This is a genomic window from Neoaquamicrobium microcysteis (genome assembly GCF_008180155.1).
GTDB lineage: Bacteria > Pseudomonadota > Alphaproteobacteria > Rhizobiales > Rhizobiaceae > Aerobium > Aerobium microcysteis.
Map to the genome: position 1 here is coordinate 113665 of NZ_VSZS01000063.1, position 17867 is coordinate 131531.

23 protein-coding genes are annotated in these 17867 nt (G+C 64.6%); 7 read left to right on the forward strand and 16 right to left on the reverse strand.

What is annotated here, in order from left to right:
- Nucleotides 1-71 precede the first annotated feature (71 nt).
- The 3 genes from FY036_RS12540 to moaB are packed head-to-tail and all read left to right on the forward strand — an operon-like array spanning nucleotide 72 to nucleotide 1699.
- Nucleotides 72-257: a hypothetical protein gene (locus tag FY036_RS12540; protein ID WP_148915076.1), complete on the forward strand. Its 186-nt coding sequence runs from the start codon at nucleotides 72-74 to the stop codon at nucleotides 255-257.
- Nucleotides 241-1155 (forward strand): 4-(cytidine 5'-diphospho)-2-C-methyl-D-erythritol kinase, encoded by a 915-nt coding sequence (locus tag FY036_RS12545; protein ID WP_235897670.1) that lies wholly within the window; start codon nucleotides 241-243, stop codon nucleotides 1153-1155. Before FY036_RS12540 ends, FY036_RS12545 begins: the two co-directional genes overlap by 17 nt.
- A complete protein-coding gene (moaB, locus tag FY036_RS12550; RefSeq protein WP_148915077.1) occupies nucleotides 1142-1699 on the forward strand; it encodes a molybdenum cofactor biosynthesis protein B in 558 nt (185 codons plus the stop codon). The genes FY036_RS12545 and moaB overlap by 14 nt, the downstream gene beginning before the upstream one ends.
- On the opposite strand, the gene FY036_RS12555 is transcribed toward moaB, so the two are convergent.
- A complete protein-coding gene (locus tag FY036_RS12555; RefSeq protein ID WP_148915078.1) occupies nucleotides 1696-2211 on the reverse strand; it encodes a glycosyltransferase family 2 protein in 516 nt (171 codons plus the stop codon). The two genes, moaB and FY036_RS12555, sit on opposite strands and share 4 nt — an antisense overlap.
- A 136-nt stretch (nucleotides 2212-2347) precedes the next feature.
- Between FY036_RS12555 and FY036_RS12560 the strand changes: the two genes are divergently transcribed.
- A complete protein-coding gene (locus tag FY036_RS12560) occupies nucleotides 2348-3499 on the forward strand; it encodes a PA0069 family radical SAM protein (protein ID WP_148915079.1) in 1152 nt (383 codons plus the stop codon).
- A gap of 123 nt (nucleotides 3500-3622) precedes the next feature.
- Complete coding sequence (locus tag FY036_RS12565) at nucleotides 3623-4273, forward strand: ribonuclease HII (protein WP_148915080.1); 651 nt, start codon at nucleotides 3623-3625, stop codon at nucleotides 4271-4273.
- Nucleotides 4274-4357: 84 nt separating this feature from the next.
- Here the strand turns inward: FY036_RS12565 and FY036_RS12570 are convergent, their stop codons facing one another.
- From FY036_RS12570 to FY036_RS12595, 6 genes are all read right to left on the reverse strand, one after another.
- Nucleotides 4358-4837, reverse strand: a complete 480-nt coding sequence (locus FY036_RS12570) for a F0F1 ATP synthase subunit B (protein ID WP_148915081.1) — start codon at nucleotides 4835-4837, stop codon at nucleotides 4358-4360.
- A 3-nt stretch (nucleotides 4838-4840) separates the two neighbouring features.
- On the reverse strand, nucleotides 4841-5419 hold the full coding sequence (locus FY036_RS12575; RefSeq protein WP_148915082.1) for a F0F1 ATP synthase subunit B: 579 nt from the start codon (nucleotides 5417-5419) through the stop codon (nucleotides 4841-4843).
- Between the two features lie 60 nt (nucleotides 5420-5479).
- A complete protein-coding gene (locus FY036_RS12580; RefSeq protein ID WP_091517659.1) occupies nucleotides 5480-5707 on the reverse strand; it encodes a F0F1 ATP synthase subunit C in 228 nt (75 codons plus the stop codon).
- Nucleotides 5708-5774: 67 nt separating this feature from the next.
- Nucleotides 5775-6524, reverse strand: coding sequence for a F0F1 ATP synthase subunit A (locus FY036_RS12585; RefSeq protein ID WP_148915083.1), 750 nt, complete (start codon nucleotides 6522-6524; stop codon nucleotides 5775-5777).
- A 41-nt stretch (nucleotides 6525-6565) separates the two neighbouring features.
- Nucleotides 6566-6970: an AtpZ/AtpI family protein gene (locus tag FY036_RS12590; protein WP_148915084.1), complete on the reverse strand. Its 405-nt coding sequence runs from the start codon at nucleotides 6968-6970 to the stop codon at nucleotides 6566-6568.
- A 210-nt stretch (nucleotides 6971-7180) separates the two neighbouring features.
- Nucleotides 7181-8356 carry a cell wall hydrolase gene (locus tag FY036_RS12595; RefSeq protein ID WP_407941181.1) on the reverse strand — a complete coding sequence of 392 codons (1176 nt, stop codon included), beginning with the start codon at nucleotides 8354-8356 and terminating at the stop codon, nucleotides 7181-7183.
- A 175-nt stretch (nucleotides 8357-8531) separates the two neighbouring features.
- Here FY036_RS12595 and FY036_RS12600 point away from each other — a divergent pair, with 175 nt between their 5' ends.
- Nucleotides 8532-9017, forward strand: coding sequence for a hypothetical protein (locus FY036_RS12600; protein ID WP_148915086.1), 486 nt, complete (start codon nucleotides 8532-8534; stop codon nucleotides 9015-9017).
- Between the two features lie 10 nt (nucleotides 9018-9027).
- On the opposite strand, the gene der is transcribed toward FY036_RS12600, so the two are convergent.
- Both der and FY036_RS12610 read right to left on the reverse strand, forming a co-directional pair.
- Entirely contained in the window at nucleotides 9028-10467 is a 1440-nt protein-coding gene (gene der / locus FY036_RS12605) for a ribosome biogenesis GTPase Der (RefSeq protein ID WP_148915087.1), read from the reverse strand.
- A gap of 9 nt (nucleotides 10468-10476) precedes the next feature.
- Nucleotides 10477-11142 (reverse strand): tetratricopeptide repeat protein, encoded by a 666-nt coding sequence (locus FY036_RS12610; protein ID WP_148915088.1) that lies wholly within the window; start codon nucleotides 11140-11142, stop codon nucleotides 10477-10479.
- Nucleotides 11143-11338: 196 nt separating this feature from the next.
- Between FY036_RS12610 and FY036_RS12615 the strand changes: the two genes are divergently transcribed.
- Nucleotides 11339-12313: a polysaccharide deacetylase family protein gene (locus FY036_RS12615; protein WP_407941162.1), complete on the forward strand. Its 975-nt coding sequence runs from the start codon at nucleotides 11339-11341 to the stop codon at nucleotides 12311-12313.
- A 5-nt stretch (nucleotides 12314-12318) separates the two neighbouring features.
- Here FY036_RS12615 and FY036_RS12620 read toward each other — a convergent pair whose 3' ends face one another.
- The 7 genes from FY036_RS12620 to FY036_RS12650 form a co-directional block, all read right to left on the reverse strand.
- The gene (locus FY036_RS12620; RefSeq protein WP_235897658.1) at nucleotides 12319-13470 is read right to left on the reverse strand and encodes a YbfB/YjiJ family MFS transporter; all 1152 of its coding nucleotides are present in this window, start codon (nucleotides 13468-13470) and stop codon (nucleotides 12319-12321) included.
- Nucleotides 13471-13555: 85 nt separating this feature from the next.
- Entirely contained in the window at nucleotides 13556-13996 is a 441-nt protein-coding gene (locus tag FY036_RS12625) for a 2'-5' RNA ligase family protein (RefSeq protein ID WP_161601130.1), read from the reverse strand.
- A 245-nt stretch (nucleotides 13997-14241) separates the two neighbouring features.
- On the reverse strand, nucleotides 14242-14592 hold the full coding sequence (locus FY036_RS12630) for an arsenate reductase (protein ID WP_148915091.1): 351 nt from the start codon (nucleotides 14590-14592) through the stop codon (nucleotides 14242-14244).
- Between the two features lie 8 nt (nucleotides 14593-14600).
- Entirely contained in the window at nucleotides 14601-16175 is a 1575-nt protein-coding gene (gene guaA / locus FY036_RS12635) for a glutamine-hydrolyzing GMP synthase (RefSeq protein WP_148915092.1), read from the reverse strand.
- Between the two features lie 64 nt (nucleotides 16176-16239).
- Nucleotides 16240-16884 (reverse strand): 5'-methylthioadenosine/S-adenosylhomocysteine nucleosidase, encoded by a 645-nt coding sequence (locus tag FY036_RS12640; protein ID WP_148915093.1) that lies wholly within the window; start codon nucleotides 16882-16884, stop codon nucleotides 16240-16242.
- Nucleotides 16868-17326: a PaaI family thioesterase gene (locus tag FY036_RS12645; RefSeq protein WP_148915094.1), complete on the reverse strand. Its 459-nt coding sequence runs from the start codon at nucleotides 17324-17326 to the stop codon at nucleotides 16868-16870. Before FY036_RS12645 ends, FY036_RS12640 begins: the two co-directional genes overlap by 17 nt.
- A gap of 85 nt (nucleotides 17327-17411) precedes the next feature.
- Nucleotides 17412-17864 (reverse strand): TspO/MBR family protein, encoded by a 453-nt coding sequence (locus tag FY036_RS12650; protein ID WP_148915095.1) that lies wholly within the window; start codon nucleotides 17862-17864, stop codon nucleotides 17412-17414.
- Nucleotides 17865-17867 lie beyond the last annotated feature (3 nt).

Genomic DNA, 17867 nt, shown 5'->3' on the forward strand with positions numbered 1-17867 from the left:
GAAAAAGCACTAGAGTTGGGCGTAACGGCCACAGTATCCGCAACGCCCAGCCAACGGGAGGAGACCGGACAATGCCCCAGATCATCTTCTTCGCTCTCGTTGGCGTCGTCGCCTATGTGGGCTACCGCTCATTCATCCGCGAGGCCGAGCGCATCACCGCGAGAGCGCGCCGCGCCGAGGCCGAGAAGCAGTCCGGAACCCAGGGCACGCTGGTGAAGGACCCCAAGACGGGTGAATATCATCTCCTCAAGGACTGATGCCGCGCAGCTTGCGCGCGCGACGCTGGTTGAGCACGCGCCGGCGAAGGTTAACCTTGCGCTGCACGTTACGGGGCGCAGAGCGGACGGATACCATCTGCTCGACACGCTGGTTGTGTTCACAGGGGCTGGTGATCGCGTTTCGGTATGCGATGCAGACACCGACGCCTTTCATGTCGAGGGCCGCTTTGCGAGTGGCCTGCAAGGCGAAAGCGACAATCTGGTGCTGCGCGCGCGCGACCTGCTGCGCGAACTTGCCGGCAACGGCAGTCCGGTTTTCATCATGCTGGAGAAGAACCTTCCCATAGCCTCCGGCATCGGCGGGGGATCGAGCGATGCCGCAGCCACATTGCGGGCGCTTCGCAAGCTCTGGGGGCTTTCGACAGACGATACTCAACTGAAGCAGGCTGCACTTTCGCTCGGCGCGGATGTGCCGATGTGCCTGGCAGCAACGCCTCTCGTAGCGCGGGGCATCGGCGACGAACTGGAGCCGGCGACTGGCCTGCCGCCTCTCGCCATGGTGCTCGTCAACCCCGGCGTGGCCGTGCCTACGCCAGCCGTGTTTCGTGCGCTGGCGAACCGCGAGAACCCGCCACTGCCCGCCCTGCCCGCGCGCTGCGGCTTCCACGACTTCACCGCATGGCTGGCCCCCACGCGAAACGACCTGCAGGCGCCGGCCATGTCCGTCGCGCCCGTGATCTCCGACGTGCTGGCCGCGCTCGATAACGGCGGTGCCGCGCTGGCGCGGATGTCGGGCTCCGGCGCGACATGCTTCGGGCTGTTCGGCTCCTTCGCCCAAGCGGAACGGGCGGCAGCCAGCATCGCAGCCGCCGAACCTTCGTGGTACGTTCAGGCTACCGCCACGATCGAGAAAGCCGCAGCCGATGTCGCGCATTGACGAAAATCGTCCGTTTCTTCCGGTCGGCATAGCGGTGCTGACCGTATCGGATACGCGCGCTCTCGCGGACGACAAGTCGGGAGCGACCCTTGCTGCTCGTATCGAAGAGGCGGGGCACCGGCTGGCGGCCCGCGAGATCGTCACCGACGATGTCGAGGCCATCCGCTCCGTCGTCATGAAGTGGTCGAAGGACGACGGGATCGACGTCGTCATCACGACCGGCGGCACTGGCTTTACCGGACGCGACGTGACGCCGGAGGCTCTGGAACCTCTGTTCGAAAAGCGCATGGACGGCTTCTCGGAAGTCTTCCACCGCATCTCCTACGACAAGATCGGCACGTCGACGATCCAGTCGCGCGCGACCGGCGGCGTCGTCAACGCCACCTTCGTTTTCGCCATTCCGGGATCGCCCGGCGCGTGCCGCGATGCGTGGGACCATATCCTCAAACCGCAGCTCGACTATCGACACATGCCTTGCAATTTCGTGGAGATCATGCCGCGGCTTGATGAGCATCTGAAGCGGGCCGGCGGGAAGAGCGCCTAATCCCTTCTTGGAATCGGGGCAGCCAAGATTTCGGCGCCCAGCCGGCGCGCGGAGACGGATTTGGCTATGTCGCAAGCCGTACCCTCGCCCCGAGCAAGCGACAGCGCCTGCCTTTTGGTGATGACGAGGCCATCTGCGAGTGGTCGCCTGCCACCGAATATACGCATCAGGAACGGCTGCTTCGACTGCCTCGCGCGCGTGAAGCGGGCAGCCCCGCTGCCGTGACCGGCATGCTCCAGCACCGCGTCCATCCACCCGTCCAACAGCCGCGCGCCCGGCTCCAGCAGCAGCAGCCACTCGCTGCGCGCCTGCCTGATTCCTGCTGCGACGCCCGCCTCGGCCAGATAGCTGCAACCGGCATGTTCAGCGACCGAATGGGTGCGGTCGGACGACCCGTCGTCGCAAACGATCACCTCGCGAACGACACCTTCGACGGCTCCTCCGACGAGAGAGGATAGCGTGCGCGCGAGCGCGTCCTCATGGTTCCGTGTCTCTATCAGGACGGAGAGCATGAAACGGCCATAGCCTAAAGCGCCGGCCAAAACCAGTGTTGCGCCGCAGCAAAGAAAGTTCTTGCTTTGTTCCGTTTCGGAAAATAGGAATAGTTTCATGGAACGCAGGCGAGTCGCTCGCCGATGGAGCCCGGAAATGGAACCTGTCAGACAGGCGGATGTTGCCGCCTTTGCCAATGGCGCGCCGATGGCGAATGCACTGATCGAGGAAAGCGGCATGCGCGTCGGCTTCGACCGCAGGCGCGGCAGGGCTGCGGGCGTCAACCCGTCGGGACGCTACGAGCCGCTGACACGGCATGTCTTCGATGACGGCTGGAGCAGCCTTGAGGAACTGCCGCCGTTCAAGACCGAGGTGCAGGTCGAGAAGCCGCGCAGCATCATTACGCGAAACACGTCGCCCGACATCTCTTTCGACCGCTCGATCAACCCCTATCGTGGTTGCGAGCATGGCTGCGTCTACTGCTTTGCGCGTCCCACCCATGCCTTCATGGGGCTTTCGCCGGGGCTCGACTTCGAGGCGAAGCTGTTTGCCAAGCCCGATGCCGCGCGCCTGCTGGAGCGGGAACTGGCCAAGCCGGGATACGAGCCGCGGACCATAGCGATCGGCACCAACACCGACCCGTATCAGCCCATCGAGAAGCAGTGGCGGATCATGCGCGAGGTTCTGGAAGTGCTCGAAGCGCACAACCACCCTGTCGGCATCGTCACCAAGTCGGCGCTCGTGATGCGGGACATCGATATTCTCGGCAGAATGGCCGAGAAGGGTCTGGCCAAGGTTGCACTGTCGGTCACCACGCTCGACCGCAAGCTGGCACGGGCGATGGAGCCCCGCGCTGCGACACCGCCTCTGCGGCTTGAAGCGATGCGCGCGCTTTCGGATGCGGGCATACCGGTGTCGGTGATGATCGGTCCGGTGATCCCCGCGCTGAACGACCAGGAGATCGAGCGCATACTGGACTCGGCCTATGCGGCGGGTGCGCGCGAGGCAGGGTACATCATCCTGCGGTTGCCCCTCGAGGTTTCCCCGATCTTCAAGGAATGGCTCCTGCGCCATTACCCGGACCGCTATCGGCATGTCGTCTCGCTCATCCGCTCCATGCGCGGCGGCAAGGACTATGACGCCGAGTGGGGCAAGCGGATGAAGGGTGCCGGACCCTACGCGTGGCAGATCGGTCGACGCTTCGAGATCGCGGCAAAACGCCTCGGCCTCAACACGGAAAGACGGCGTCTGCGCAACGACCTGTTCAAGCAGCCGGGAGGTGCCGGCCAGCAACTGGTCCTGCTTTAGGATTTTTGACGAATTCCGTCCGGCTTCCCTGTCCCCCTCGACGCCGACGGAGCCTTCCCGCCCCGCCCCAAAAGGCGGGAAGGACTTGCGGAGAATCGGAGCCGGTGCGAGCATCGCCGCAACATGTCTCGCTTGCGCTCCGATTCTCCGCTTCTTTTCGAGTTGCCCGTGCGCCCCGACTTCTCGTTCGAAAACGAGGCGCGGCGCGAGGGCCGCTGGCCGGTAGCCGGAACCGACGAGGCAGGCCGGGGGCCGCTGGCGGGACCGGTCATGGCGGCGGCCGTCATCCTCGACCCAGACAATATTCCCGACGGACTGGACGATTCAAAACGGCTCGATGCGGCAGCGCGCGAACTGGTCTTTGCCGATATCCTCGCGCGGGCCGTTGCCGTCTCGTTCGCGTCGGTCTGTGCCGGCACGATCGACAGCGGCGATATCCGCAAGGCGAGCCTGGAAGCCATGCGCCGTTCGGTGGCAACGCTGGGGGTCGCGCCCCTTCTGGTGCTGGCCGACGGGCGCGACGTGCCGCCCGGCCTGCCCTGTCTTGCGCGCGCAGTCGTCAAGGGCGACCAGCGTTCGCAGTCGATCGCAGCCGCCTCCATCGTCGCCAAGGTGATGCGCGACCGCATGATGGCGCGTGCCGGCGCCTGCGACCCGCGCTACGGGTTCGAAGTGCACATGGGCTACGCCACGGTCAGGCATCGCGCGGCGATCGTCGAGCATGGCCCGGTCACCCGGCTCCACCGGATGTCCTTTGCGCCATTCAGGGTTTGACCGCCGCCAGATTTCGCAGCTTCGTATAACGAAAACGCCGCCCGGAGGCGGCGTTTTCGTTTGATGTGACGAGGGATCGGCAGCTCAGTTGAGCTTCGCCTTCACGTCGTCCAGCGAGGACTTGAACAGCGTCGCGTCCGTCTTCGCGTCGACTTTGTCTGCCAGAAGCTTGCCCGCCGCGGCGACGGCGATGTCGACGGCACGGCTGCGCACTTCGTTGACTGCGTCGCGTTCTGCCTGCGCGATCTTCTGCTCGGCCAATGCGGTGCGGCGGGTGACGTAGTCTTCCGTCTTCTGCCGCGCGTCTGCCTCGAGTATCTCGGCTTCGTGCCTGGCTGCAGCGACGATGTCGGCTGCCTCGCGCTCGGCTTCCTTGCGCTTGCGCTGATACTCGGCCAGCAGCTGCTGTGCTTCTTCACGCAGGCGGCGCGCCTCTTCGAGGTCGGCGCGAATGCGATCCGCACGTGCGTCGAGCGACTTGCCTACCATCCGCGGGACGCCGAGATAGGCAATCAACCCAAGGAACATGAAGAGAGCGATCGTGGCCCAGAGTGTGGCGTCCATGGTCTATCCCCTCACCGCTTTGACGGCGGCCGAGACCGCAGCCTTGTCGGTCTTGCTGCCCAGCAATTCCTGCACGATGAGACCGGTGGTCTCCTCGGCGATCTGGCTGACGTCGCGCATGGCGGCGTCCTTTATCAGCGCGATGCGGGCTTCGGCTTCCGAGAGCCTGGACTCCAGCGAAGCTTCCACCTTCTTGCGTTCCGCGTCGGCTTCCGCCTTGGCGACATCGCGAGCTTCCTGACCGATCGCGCCGGCCTTGGCCTTGGCGTCGGCAAGCTCCTGCTCGTAGGCGGCAAGAGCGGCGTCGGATTCTTCCTTCAGCCGTGCGGCCTGGTCGAGATCCTGCGCGATACGGTCGCTGCGCACCTCGAGGATGCCGCCGATGCGCGGCAGGACGACCTTCTTCAGGAAGAGGTAGAACAGGCCGAAGGTGATCGCCAGCCAAAGAAGCTGCGAAGGATAGGTCGAGGAATCGAAAGGCGGGAAGACCCCGGTCGAGCCATGCTCGACGCCGACCTCGGTGTGGCCGTTCTGGTCCGCTTCCGTTTCCAATTCCTGCGCAAATGCAGGCGCAACGAACATGCGCTTCCCCTGTCAAAAAGAAGCCGGCCGCGCAAACCGCAGCCGGCTCATGCACTGGTCTTAGACGGCGAACAGCAGCAGCAGCGCGATCAGCAGCGAGAAGATGCCGAGCGCTTCCGTCACCGCGAAGCCGAAGATCAGGCGGCCGAACTGGCCGTCGGCTGCAGACGGGTTGCGCAGGGCGCCCGAGAGGTAGCTGCCGAAGATGTTGCCGAGGCCGAGGGCCGTACCAGCCATGCCGAGGCAAGCCAGACCTGCGCCGATGTAACGTGCTGCTTCCGCTTCCATGTCAAACTCCTTGTGACTTTCGAGATTGCGGTTTTCTGTCGGCGGCGAACCGCCAGTGAACTTTGCGTCAGTGTCCCGGGTGGACCGCGTCATTCAGGTACATGCACGCCAGCACGGCGAAGACATAGGCCTGAAGGAACGAGACGAGGAATTCCAGCGCGGTAATCGCGATGGTCATGATGAGCGGCAGGATCGCGCCGCCGATGCCGATCGCGCCCAGCGAGCTGAGCGAAACGATGAAGCCCGCGAAGACCTTCAGCGTGATGTGCCCGGCCAGCATGTTGGCGAAAAGACGGACGGACAGGCTGATCGGCCGCGACAGGAACGAGATGATCTCGATGATGACGACCATAGGCAGCACCGCTGCCGGCACGCCGCTCGGCACGAACAGCTTCAGGAACTTGAAGCCGTGCTTCCAGAAGCCGTAGACGAGCACCGTTCCGATCACCAGCAGCGCCAGCGCGAAGGTGACGATGATCTGGCTGGTGACGGTGAAGAAATACGGGAACATGCCGAACATGTTCGCCACGAGCACGAAGGTGAACAGCGAGAACACCAGCGGGAAGAATTTCATCCCCGCAGTGCCCGCCGCGTCGCGCAGCATGTTGGCGACGAATTCATACGACATCTCCGAGACCGACTGCAGGCGGCTCGGCACCAGCCCGCGGCTGGACGTGGTCAGATAGAGAAACGCGCTGGCGGTTGCCACGGTGGCGACCATGAACAGCGAGGAATTGGTGAACGAGAAGTCGAGCCCGCCAATCTCGATAGGGACAAGCTTCGAGATTTGGAACTGCGTAATCGGATCGTCGGCCAACCTGACCCCCTGGATATTTCAATTGCGCCGAAAGGCGCGGCTCATTTTCTTTCGGGCTTCGAGGCGTCGTCGCCCGCAGCCTTGGAACCGGGCTCGGCAACCACGCCCGCCGCACGCAGTACATTGAGTACCCCTGCGCCGAACCCGAGAAACAGGAAGATGATGAGACCCCACGGCGAAGTGCCCGCCATACGATCGATCAGCCACCCTAGGCCTGCTCCAACCACTATTCCCGCGATGAACTCGCTGGAAAGCTTCATCGCCTGCCCGAAGCCGGCCATCGAGCCGGTTGCGGACTTGTCTTCGTCGTCACGCCGCGCCGGTTTCCTGGCTGCGAGCGCTGCTTCGAGTGCACGGGTGCGGCGAGCGAGATCGTCGCCTTCCGGACCTGAAGATGCGCCGGGCGCGCTTTTGGCGGTTTCGTCTGGCCTGTCTGAGCCGGCCATCTCAACCCTCTCCTGCCCGGACAGCCAGCCTCCGGCTCTCCGCTTCTAAAGTCGCGCGCAACATAGTTAGGGGTCCCGCCCCAGTCAAGCCGGGGCGAGACCGCCAAAAAGAACTTAATTTGCTAAAAAATTCAGCCGGTTAGCAATGTGCGACAATGCGTCATGCCGATTGCCCGCAGGGGATCGGCGCGAATCCGCACGCCTGCGGCGTCAGCTCCAGCCTCCGCCATGGGTTCGGTAGAAGATATGAAGCCCGATCTTCTTCATTTTCTCCATGGTGCGCGCCCAGCGCGGATTTACGTAAGTCGCGTGGTAGTGGGTCGACGAACCGACTTCCGGAATGAATATCTTCCCGGCCGTGACCGCCATGCCCACTTCCTGAGCCACCTTGTAGTGGTGCGCGCTGCGCACGCGGGGCCGCGTGCCGTCGCAGGCAAAGGAGAACTGGCAGCGGTTGCGCCAGCTCTGATTCTGGTACACCACGCCGCAGATCGTGGCGGGATAGGTCGGGTTGCGCACACGGTTCAGTATGACCTGCGCAACGGCCGCCTGCCCCTTCACGTCCTCGCCGCGCGCCTCGAAGTAGATGCCTTCGGCCAAGCACTGCTGCTCCTTGGCGGAGAACACGGTTGCGGGCAGCGGCTGGGTCATCCACACATGGTCGCCATCGGTGACGGGCGGAATGAAGCGGCCGCCGGCAGCGTCAACCTCATGGTGGAGCAGGCTCGCAAAGGGCGAGGCGGTGGCATAGTCGGGCGCCGGGGGCGCATATGCGGTAGCGAGAATGTCGGCCTTGTCGCTGGTGACCAGCGAGGCAAGAAATTCCGGAACGCCGGGCGAAACCTTGTCTTCCTTCACGTGAAAGGCTGCGGCGATCTGGACTTCCTTGCCCTTGATCTCGGGAACAACGAAAGCCATCTCGAACTGGCTTTCGACAGCAGGATCCAGCAGCGAACTGGTGCGCTCGAAGACCGAGCCCGCATTGAAGGATTTCGGCGGCGCGACCGGCGCGATGTTTACGATGCGGCCGCGCTTCTCGCTGCGGTTGACGCGCTGTTCGTCGGGTGTCTCGCTGGCAACGCCCTTGCCACGGAACGCCACCGTTCCCAGCCCTGCCGCCGTAACGCCGCCGCCAGCTATCGAGCCGGTGGCCGAAGCGTCGAGAAAGGGCATTTCCGCCTTGTGGACCGAGCCGGCGCCAGCGGTGACGACGAATGCACCCCACCGCTCGTCGGCGCGCTCGGCCCCGGAAACGAGGCTCGCTATGTCCTGGTAGGCGGCGGGGGTCGGTGAGCAAACCCAGATGCCGAGACCGATGAAGAACGGGGCAGCGAAAGCTCGTACCCCGCCAACGATGTCTCGCTGGCGCAGAACCTGTCGACGCAACACGAAAACTCTCCAGAAAACGCAACCCAAGAAGTCGAGCCACGATAGTGGTGCATTAACCTTGATGGATTGTTAATTTTGGGGCAGCGGGTGGCCGCCATTGTGTCTTCGCGCTTCCCTTGCCGCCCCGCCCGTCCTATCCGCTTTCTCAGGGTGATTCTCGGTGGAGGGAGCCATGAACCGAACCGTCTCCGCATTCCTGCTGGTCGGGGTGCTGACAGCCCTCCTTGCCGTGTTGAGCATCGCGCTGGTCAACAAGGGCTACGGGTTCGGTGCGCTGGGTTCGGGCCGATTGGACAATATCGCAAGTGCTGCGACCTTCGTCCCGCTGGCTGCGATCTACTCACTGGCCGCCGCGCTGATGATGCTGCTGCCGCTGCGCGCCGCAGGTTTCGTTCACGCCAATGCAGCCGGCCCGCTTTATTCAACGGCGCTCGTGCTGCTTTCCACGATAATCGGCGTGCAGGCCGCACGGTTCGCATTCGGCAGCCGCGAAGCGTTATCCGTGCTGATCGACTGGCAGTTCATATTCGCATTCGCCATCATCGCCGCGCATCTGACGATGAACGAACTGCGCCGCAACGTGCTGCTGCGCACGATCTTCTTCGTCGTGTTTCTCGCGGCGACGCTGGCGTGCCTGTACTGGACATTCCGGCTGTAACCGGGGTGTCTCAGCGGCGCTTCTTTGCCTTGCTGGCGAACGGATTGTCGGGAGCCCGCAGCGCGATCCTTATCGGCACGCCCGGCATCTCGAACGTCTCGCGCAGCCCGTTTATCAGATAACGGATATAGGACTGCGGCATCGCATCCGGCCTGGAGCACGATAGCACGAAGCCGGGCGGGCGCGTCTTGACCTGCGTAATGTACTTGATCTTCAATCGCCTGCCCGCGACGGCCGGAGGCGGATGATGCGCGAGAACGCCTTCAAGCCAGCGGTTGAGCTTGCCGGTCGAGATACGGCGGTTCCAGACGCGGTGCGTCTTCTCGACCGCTTCCATCAGCTTGTCGAGGCCTCGGCCCGTCTCGCCCGAAATCGTCACGGCCTGAAGCCCGCGCACCTGCGGAAGCAGCCGCTCGGTCTTTTCGCGCAGTTCGGCCAGCAGTTCCTGCCGGTTCTCGATCAGGTCCCACTTGTTGAACGCCAGCACGGGCGCGCGGCCTTCGCGGATGATGAGGTCGGCGATCTGCAGATCCTGCTTTTCGAACGGGATCGTCGCATCGAAGACGATGATGACGACCTCGGCGAAACGGATCGCGCGCAGGCCGTCTGCGACGGAGAGCTTCTCGAGCTTCTCCTGCACCTTCGCCTTGCGGCGCATGCCGGCCGTATCGAACAGCTTGATGCGGCGGCCCCGCCATTCCCAATCGACCGAAATGGAATCGCGCGTGATGCCTGCTTCCGGCCCGGTCAGCAGCCGCTCCTCGCCCAGCATCGTGTTGATGAGGGTCGACTTGCCGGCGTTCGGCCTGCCCACGATGGCAATGCGAAGCGGCTTGGTGGTGTCGTATTCCGGGACGATCTCCGCGTCGGGGTCTTCGATGTCCTCGCCGATCAGCCCATCGGAAATGGCGATGCCGGGCGCTTCATCCTCTTCGTCTTCGGCAAGTGCGCGGTCCTCGCCCAGCGCCTCGACGATCGCGTGGCGAAGATCGGCCATACCCTGCCCGTGCTCCGCCGAGATCGGGATCGGCTCACCCAGCCCCAGTTCCCACGCCTCGATCGCGCCGCCCTCGGAACTGCGCGATTCCGACTTGTTGGCGGCCAGAACCACCGGCTTGCCCGTGCGCCGCACGACGTCGGCGAAGGTGCGGTCGTCGGGCATGATGCCCGCGCGCGCATCCATGATGAAGATGACGAGATCGGCCTCGTCGATGGCCGCTTCGGTCTGGGCACGCATGCGGCCTTCCAGAGAGGACGCCGCCGCATCCTCAAGACCGGCCGTATCGATGACATCGAAGCGGAGATCATAGAGCTTGCCGGCGTGCACGCGGCGGTCGCGCGTTACGCCGGGCGTGTCATCGACGAGCGCGAGCTTCCGCCCGGCGAGCCGGTTGAAAAGCGTCGATTTGCCGACATTGGGACGGCCGATGATCGCTACCTTGAAGGACATTGGCGTCGATCACGACGACGCGCCCGAACCGCGAATCAGTTCGGACATGAGTTCGGCGCGCTGGCGCATATTGGCGGGGGCCTGCTGGTCGTCGCTGATCTGGCCGAACAGCGTCGCCGCGTCGGAGAAGCGGCCTTCTTTCCATGCCGAGAGCGCGAGCGCCTCGCGCGCGCTGTGGCGCAACGTGTTGGTTTCGCTCGTCAGCGCCTCGACACGCGCCGATACGTCGGCGTAGCTGCCGTGGTCCACCAGAAGCAGCCCGGCGCGCAGCTTCGCCATGTCGCGGATGGATTCGGGCACGGCGCGATCGGCCGCGACACTGTCGAAAGCCGCAACCGCGCCTGCAAAGTCGCCGGCCTCGGCAAGCACAGTCGCGCCGCGCATCCGCGCCAGCACCGGATAGGCGCCGTAACCATCGGCCTCGAGCTGCTGGAGCGCAGCGGTCGCCTCATCCGTCCTGCCTTCACGCGCGAGCGTCAGTGCCTGCGAATAAGCGTCGCCCGAGTTGTTCGCGCGCGTTTGAGACCAGTAGTCCCACGCGACCCAAAGCGACGTGCCGAGCACGACGGCCACCGCAATCACGATCGCGGCAGGGCCGTAGCGCGTCCACAGCGCCTTCGCCTGATCCTGGCGTAGCTCCTGGTTTACTTCGCGAAAGAAACTGTCGTCCGACATCGGTCACCGGCATTGTTGGGAAATCGAGGCTCGGGAACTCCGCCCGGCCGTATGGGCATGGGTTTTAGCTGAAATTTGGTGGCATGGAAGGGGTTTTGGCAAAAAGCCGGCTTCACGGCCGCGTCATGCACCCCATGCTTGCCATATTCGGCTGGCAGGGTGCGGCTTCCCATCCAGTTTGCACCGCGTATCCTCCATGCATTCATGCCGATCTCTTTGCCTGTCAGCCGCAGCCTGCGTCCTTGCGTTTCCGGCCGTCGCAGCAGGGCCCGCGCAAGCGCGTTCTCCCCAATATGTGCTGATTTCATTCGACGGCGCGGGGCCGCTGGAACAGTGGGATCGCAGTCGCGCCTTGGCGGACAGGACGGGCGCGCAGTTCACCTATTTCCTCTCCTGTGTCTATCTCGTCGCGCGCGAGAACCGCGCCGGCTACCAGCCGCCCCGCCAAGAGATCGGACGCTCCAATGTCGGCTTTGCCCAGACGAGGGAGGAGGCCGCGCAACGCCTCGGCCAGATATGGAGCGCGCGTGCGGAAGGCCACGAGATCGCGAGCCACGCCTGCGGCCATTTCGACGGCGGGGAATGGACCGCCGCAGAATGGCGGGCCGAGTTCGGCCAGTTCTCGTCCATCCTCGCCGATGCCTGGGTGGCCAACGGGGTGGGATCGGACGAACCCGCCGGCTGGCGGGATTTCGCGAAGGACGAGATCGTCGGTTTCCGCGCGCCTTATCTATCGACCGGCCAGGGGCTGTTCGATGCGTTGGCGCAAGACGGCTTCGCCTACGACGCCAGCACCGTATCTCGCGGGCCGGCCATGCCGGAAGGCACGACCGTGCCACGCTTCGCCCTGCCGATGATCCCGGAAGGACCTTCGGCGCGGCCGGTCATCGCCATGGACTACAATCTCTTCGTCCGCCATTCGGGCGGCATCGAGCGCGACGACCGGGACGGCGTGTTCGAGGAGCGCGCGCTTTCCGCCTTCCGCGCCGCCCTGGACGAGCAGATGACGGGCGACCGCGTGCCGCTGCAGATCGGCCTGCACTTCACGCTGATGAACGGCGGGGCATACTGGCGCGCACTGGAGCGCTTCGCGGAAGATGCTTGCGCGCAGCCCGACATCCGCTGCGTGAGCTATCGCACCTATATGACGGAGACGGCGGGCGACGGCTGAACCGCTCAGGCTTTCGCGCCGCGTCCCACGACGGCGGCGGCCAGCAGGACGAGCGCTGCCAGCAGCGACGGCGCAGTGAAGCTGCCGGTGCTGTCGGCAACGATGCCCGCCACGATCGGGCCGAGTATCTGCCCCAGCCCAAAGGACGCCGTCATCAAGGCCAGCACACGACGAGGTGCGTTGCCGGCGAGCTGCCTTGCAAGCTGGAGGCCCATCGCGGTGACCGCGATGAACGTGGCGCCAAGCAGCACACCACCCAGCAACGGCCCGACATATCCGCCAAGCATGACGCTTGCCGCCACGCCCAAAGCCTCGACCACGCAGCCGACGGCGAACATCTTCGAAAGCCCCCAGCGCCGTGCCGCAAAGCCCCAAAGCCAGACCGACGGCAAGCCCGCGAGGCCGGTAGCCAGCCAGACGACGGACTCGAACATGCGGTCTGCCCCGCCCTGCCGGACGATCGCGACAAGGAAAGTGGCGGTGACGATGTAGCCGAAGCCGAACAGCCCATAGGCCACGACGATGCGCGTCATCGACGTGCTGCGCGGCATGGGCGGCTCCGCCACCGGCTTGTGCGCCGGGGCCGGGCCGCGGTCGATCACCATCCACACCACGGCAAGACCGAGCGCCGAGAGCGCACCGGACCAGAGCCAGCTCGCCTGCCACTGCGCGCCCGCCAGAAGCAGCGCGGCCGTCATCAGCGACGAAATGGCGATGCCCGCGCCGACTCCGCCGAAATGCCATGCCTGAAGGTCGCTTCGCCCCGCGACTGCCAGCCGCGAGAAAACGATCGTGGACAGGAAAACCATCACGAACGCGCTGGCCACGCCGGCGAGGAAGCGTATCGCCAGAAAAAGGCCGACACTTTCCGTCAGGCCCATGGCGGCGGCCAGAAGGGTGCTGGCGGCAAGGCCCGCCATGGCAACCCCATGCTCCCTGCCCTGCCCCCAATTGCCTGCCGCCAGAATGGCGCCGACGAGGTATCCTGCATAGTTGGCCGAAGCGATCAGCCCGGCATCGGACGCGGTCAGCCCCAACCCGTCCATCATGCCGGGCAGGATGGGCGTGTAGACGAACCGGCCGATGCCCATGGCGACGGCCATGGCGACCATGCCGGCGAGTGCATAAGCGAGAGGGGAGCGGGCCTGAGAATCCATTGCGCCGGAGATTACCGGCGCAGGATGCCCCTGCAATACCGAACCACCATTGGCATAGACGAAAGAGGCTTGATGGTTGTGCCGGTCAGCCGTCCAGAGGAATGGTCGCCAGCACCTCGTGTCGTGCCTGCCCGTGAAAACTGTGAATGAAGTATATGGCCGTCGCGCCCCAGCCGACCGGCGCGACGGGCGTTTCAGCGATCCTCATTTCGCTGTATCCAAGCGTCACATGCGGCGTGAAGCCTCTGGGCGCACCAACGCCGATCCCCGCCAGTCTTGCGCGAAGATCGTTGCGCAGATCGCACAACGGCTGCGGCGCACGCCGCGTCGTCAACACCACCGCCGTCTTCCGCCGTCGCCCCCGGAAGCTCATCAGGCGGTCGAAATCTATCACGAATGGCGCACAATGCAGCCGCTGCGTCCCCTCGCACACACGAGCGATCAGCGCGGCCGAATACGACGCGCTTTGCGCGACACCGAGAACGGAGACATGCAGATTGGCCGGCTTCGTGGCAGATTCGATCACGCCGAATTTGCGACTGATCCACGGCATCGTCTCGTTGACAATGCGCCGAATAGCCTCGCCGTCAGGACGCAGGGCGAGGAAATATGTATCCGAATCCTGCGGCGCTGGCCCGACAGCACGTGGACCGCAGGTTGCCCCGATATCCTCACGCTCTCCGAAGTCGAATGCATACTGCATACGACAAAATAGAACAAATCATGAACATGTAAAAGTGGATTCTGCGGCCCCCGGTTAGTGCCCCTGGCTCATCCGGCGAATATCGCCTCATAGCGTTCGGGCTTGAAGCCGACTTCGATAGCGGTGCCGGTGTCCAGCACTGGCCGCTTTATCATCGTCGGCTCGGCGACCATCAGCTCGATGGCCCTGGCCTCATCAAGTCGGGCCTTCGCCTCGTCGGGAAGCGCGCGGAAAGTCGTGCTCGACTTGTTGAGCACTTTCTCCCAGCCGGCAGCCTTGCACCAGCGCTTCACGTCGGCTGCGGCGATGCCTTCAGCACGATAGTCGTGAAAGGCATAGTCGATGCCGTGCGCCTTCAACCAGACGAACGCCTTCTTCATCGTGTCGCACGTCTTGATGCCGTAGATCGTCACAGCCATCCGCGCGCCTACTCCCACTCGATGGTACCGGGTGGCTTGGAAGTCACGTCGTAGACGACGCGGTTGATGCCGCGAACCTCGTTGATGATGCGAGTGGCCGCACGGCCGAGAAATTCCATGTCGTAGTGGTAGAAGTCGGCCGTCATGCCATCCACCGAGGTGACGGCGCGCAGCGCGCAGACATATTCGTAGGTGCGCCCATCGCCCATGACACCGACCGTCTGTACGGGCAGCAGCACGGCGAAGGCCTGCCAGATGGCGTTGTAGAGCCCCGCCTTGCGGATTTCGTCGAGATAGATGGCGTCGGCCTCGCGCAGGATGTCGAGCTTGTCGCGCGTCACGGCGCCGGGGCAGCGGATGGCCAGACCTGGCCCCGGGAAGGGATGGCGCTCGATGAAATGGTCCGGCAGGCCCAGTTCGCGGCCCAGCGCCCGAACCTCGTCCTTGAAGAGCTCGCGCAGCGGCTCCACCAGCTTCATCTTCATGCGTTCGGGCAGGCCGCCGACATTGTGGTGCGACTTGATCGTCACCGAGGGCCCGCCGGTGAACGACACGCTTTCGATCACGTCGGGGTAGAGCGTGCCCTGCGCGAGGAAATCGGCGGGCTTGCCGGCGTCTGCCAGCTTCTTCGCCTCGTCCTCGAAAACCTCGATGAACAGGCGGCCGATGGTCTTGCGCTTCTTCTCGGGGTCCGCCTCGCCTTCCAGCGCCGACAGGAACATCTCCTGCGCCTGCACGTGCACGAGCGGGATGTTGTAGTGTTCGCGGTACATCGAAACGACCTGCTCGCCCTCGCCCTTCCGCATCAAGCCGTGGTCGACGAAAATGCAGGTCAGCCGCTCGCCGATGGCTTCATGGATGAGAACCGCCGCGACGGAGGAATCGACGCCGCCCGAAAGCGCGCAGATCACGCGCCCGTCACCCACCTGGGCGCGGATCGCCGCAATCGCCTGCTCGCGATAGGCAGCCATGGTCCAGTCGCCGGCAAGGCCGGCGATGTTGTGCACGAAATTCGCCAGAAGCTTCGCGCCATCCGGCGTATGCACAACCTCCGGGTGGAACTGAACGGCATAGAAGCGACGCTTCTCGTCCGCGATGGCCGCATAGGGCGCACCGGTCGAGGTGCCGATGACGCGGAAGCCTGCCGGCAGGGCGGTCACGCGGTCGCCGTGGCTCATCCACACCTGATGGCGGGTGCCCTTGGCCCAGACGCCGTCGAACAGCGCGCTTTCATCCTCGATCTCGAGAAAGGCGCGGCCGAACTCGCGATGATGGCCGCTTTCGACCTTGCCGCCGAGCTGTGCGCACATGGTCTGCTCGCCATAGCAGATGCCGAGAACCGGTATGCCGGCCTCGAAAATCTCCTGCGGAGCGCGCGGGCTGCCGATGTCTACGGTGGAGGCCGGGCTGCCCGAAAGGATCACCGCCTTCGGCTTCATCCGGCGGAACGCTTCCTGCGCGGACTGGAAAGGGACGATCTCGGAATAGACGCCGGCCTCGCGCACGCGGCGCGCAATCAGCTGCGTCACCTGGCTGCCGAAATCGATGATGAGGACGGTGTCGGGATGGGCTGTGTCGGTCATGGTGAGCCTTTAGTGAAAGAAGCGAGTCGGCGCAATGGGTCGCCAGCGCCGGTTTCGCGCCGGCTCAGCCTTCAAGCAGGCCCCGATCCAGCGCTTCGGCCAGCCGGTCCACCGCTAGGGCCAGCTTCTCGTCGATGACATGGAGATATACGGTCCAGTCGCCCACCTGCTTCAGCTCGGCCGCGCCGTCCGAAATGCCGCGCAGGCCGACCAGCGGTACGCCGAAATGCTGGCATGCGCGCAGCACGGCGAAGGTTTCCATGTCGACCATGTCGGCTTCTATCGCATCGTAGGCCCCGCCCGAAACGATATTCGCGCCGGTCGAGATGGTGGCGGCAGGGATGCCCGAAACGCGCAGCGGAAGCTCGACCACGCGCGGCAAATCCAGAAACGGAGTCTCGCCTTTGGGGAAACCCAGCGGCGAGGCATCCATGTCGCGATAGGCGACGGAGGACACCTGATAGACGCCGGTCTGCTCCAGCGTCCGGCTGCCGGCGGAACCGAGCGAGACCACGAGATCTGGCAACGGCCCCGCGGCTTGCAGGCGGGCGAGCGCCGCGGAAAGAACCACGCCCGCCTCGACCGGGCCGACGCCCGTCATGAGCGGCGTGAAGCGCGCCTTCAGATGGTCGCCATATTCCGGTGCGGCCGCCATGACGAACAGCACCTGCCTGCCGGCAACCGGCGTCGGCTCAACCTTCGATGCCATCGCGCCCGCTCACGACCATGATCGTCGCCGTCATGGTGGCGACGAGCCGCGCGTTGCCCTCGGTGTCGTAGGCATAGGCCTGCCCGTCGGCAACGATGATCGTGCGGCCGGGCTTTGTGACCGACCCGCGAAACAGGAACCGCTCGCCCCTGCCCGGCGACAGCAGATTGACCTTGAATTCGATCGTCAGAACCGCCGCATCGGCCGGCATGACGGAATATGCCGCGTAGCCGCAGGCTGAATCGAGCGCGGTGGAGATTATGCCCGCATGCAGAAAGCCGTGCTGCTGGGTGTATTCCGCACGGTAGGGCATCTCGATCTCGACCTCGCCGGCATTCACGCGGGTGAGTTCGGCGCCTATGGAGGTCATGATCTGCTGGCGAGCGAAACTCGTCCTTACGCGGCCTTCGTAGTCGCCCTGCGGCTCGAACTTCACCGACATGCTTCACTCCCTCAGCTTTGCCAGCTTCGCTTATGGCAAAGCCGCGACGGCTGGGCAACGTTGAATTGTGCAGCGCAGCAAATGATCAGTTGAGCCAGAAGATCGAGGCGTTCAGCAGCGTCGCGAAGCCGACCCAAGCCGCATAGGGCAGGAACAGCAATGCGGCGGGGCGGTCCCGATCCCAGGCAAGCACGATGAAGGCCACGATCGCGGCGAGCAGCGCGACGATCACCGCGAGTGCCAGCCCCACGGATTGGAGGGTGAAGAAGACCGGCGACCAGAGGAAATTGAGGCCCATCTGCAGCCACCACGCGGTCATCGCGCCGCCCGTGCGCGCCTGCCGCCAGATGCGCCAGCCGGCAACGGCGATCATCACGTAGAGCGTCGTCCAGACGGGCGCGAAAATCCAGTTGGGCGGATTGAAGGGTGGCTTTTCGAGCGCGGCGTACCACTCGCCGGGCGTGTTGGTGGCGCCGATGAGCGAGCCGCCGCCTACGACGAGCAGGATGAAGAGAACGAGCGGAATGAAACGGGTCATGAG

Coding starts and splice junctions, on each gene's coding strand:
- FY036_RS12540 (WP_148915076.1), top strand. CDS start 72: ATGCCCCAGATCATCTTCTTCGCTCTCGTTGGCGTCGTCGCCTATGTG.
- moaB (WP_148915077.1), top strand. CDS start 1,142: ATGTCGCGCATTGACGAAAATCGTCCGTTTCTTCCGGTCGGCATAGCG.
- FY036_RS12555 (WP_148915078.1), bottom strand. CDS start 2,211: ATGCTCTCCGTCCTGATAGAGACACGGAACCATGAGGACGCGCTCGCG.
- FY036_RS12560 (WP_148915079.1), top strand. CDS start 2,348: ATGGAACCTGTCAGACAGGCGGATGTTGCCGCCTTTGCCAATGGCGCG.
- FY036_RS12565 (WP_148915080.1), top strand. CDS start 3,623: ATGTCTCGCTTGCGCTCCGATTCTCCGCTTCTTTTCGAGTTGCCCGTG.
- FY036_RS12570 (WP_148915081.1), bottom strand. CDS start 4,837: ATGGACGCCACACTCTGGGCCACGATCGCTCTCTTCATGTTCCTTGGG.
- FY036_RS12575 (WP_148915082.1), bottom strand. CDS start 5,419: ATGTTCGTTGCGCCTGCATTTGCGCAGGAATTGGAAACGGAAGCGGAC.
- FY036_RS12580 (WP_091517659.1), bottom strand. CDS start 5,707: ATGGAAGCGGAAGCAGCACGTTACATCGGCGCAGGTCTGGCTTGCCTC.
- FY036_RS12590 (WP_148915084.1), bottom strand. CDS start 6,970: ATGGCCGGCTCAGACAGGCCAGACGAAACCGCCAAAAGCGCGCCCGGC.
- FY036_RS12600 (WP_148915086.1), top strand. CDS start 8,532: ATGAACCGAACCGTCTCCGCATTCCTGCTGGTCGGGGTGCTGACAGCC.
- der (WP_148915087.1), bottom strand. CDS start 10,467: ATGTCCTTCAAGGTAGCGATCATCGGCCGTCCCAATGTCGGCAAATCG.
- FY036_RS12610 (WP_148915088.1), bottom strand. CDS start 11,142: ATGTCGGACGACAGTTTCTTTCGCGAAGTAAACCAGGAGCTACGCCAG.
- FY036_RS12615 (WP_407941162.1), top strand. CDS start 11,339: ATGCATTCATGCCGATCTCTTTGCCTGTCAGCCGCAGCCTGCGTCCTT.
- FY036_RS12620 (WP_235897658.1), bottom strand. CDS start 13,470: ATGGATTCTCAGGCCCGCTCCCCTCTCGCTTATGCACTCGCCGGCATG.
- FY036_RS12630 (WP_148915091.1), bottom strand. CDS start 14,592: ATGGCTGTGACGATCTACGGCATCAAGACGTGCGACACGATGAAGAAG.
- guaA (WP_148915092.1), bottom strand. CDS start 16,175: ATGACCGACACAGCCCATCCCGACACCGTCCTCATCATCGATTTCGGC.
- FY036_RS12640 (WP_148915093.1), bottom strand. CDS start 16,884: ATGGCATCGAAGGTTGAGCCGACGCCGGTTGCCGGCAGGCAGGTGCTG.
- FY036_RS12645 (WP_148915094.1), bottom strand. CDS start 17,326: ATGTCGGTGAAGTTCGAGCCGCAGGGCGACTACGAAGGCCGCGTAAGG.
- FY036_RS12650 (WP_148915095.1), bottom strand. CDS start 17,864: ATGACCCGTTTCATTCCGCTCGTTCTCTTCATCCTGCTCGTCGTAGGC.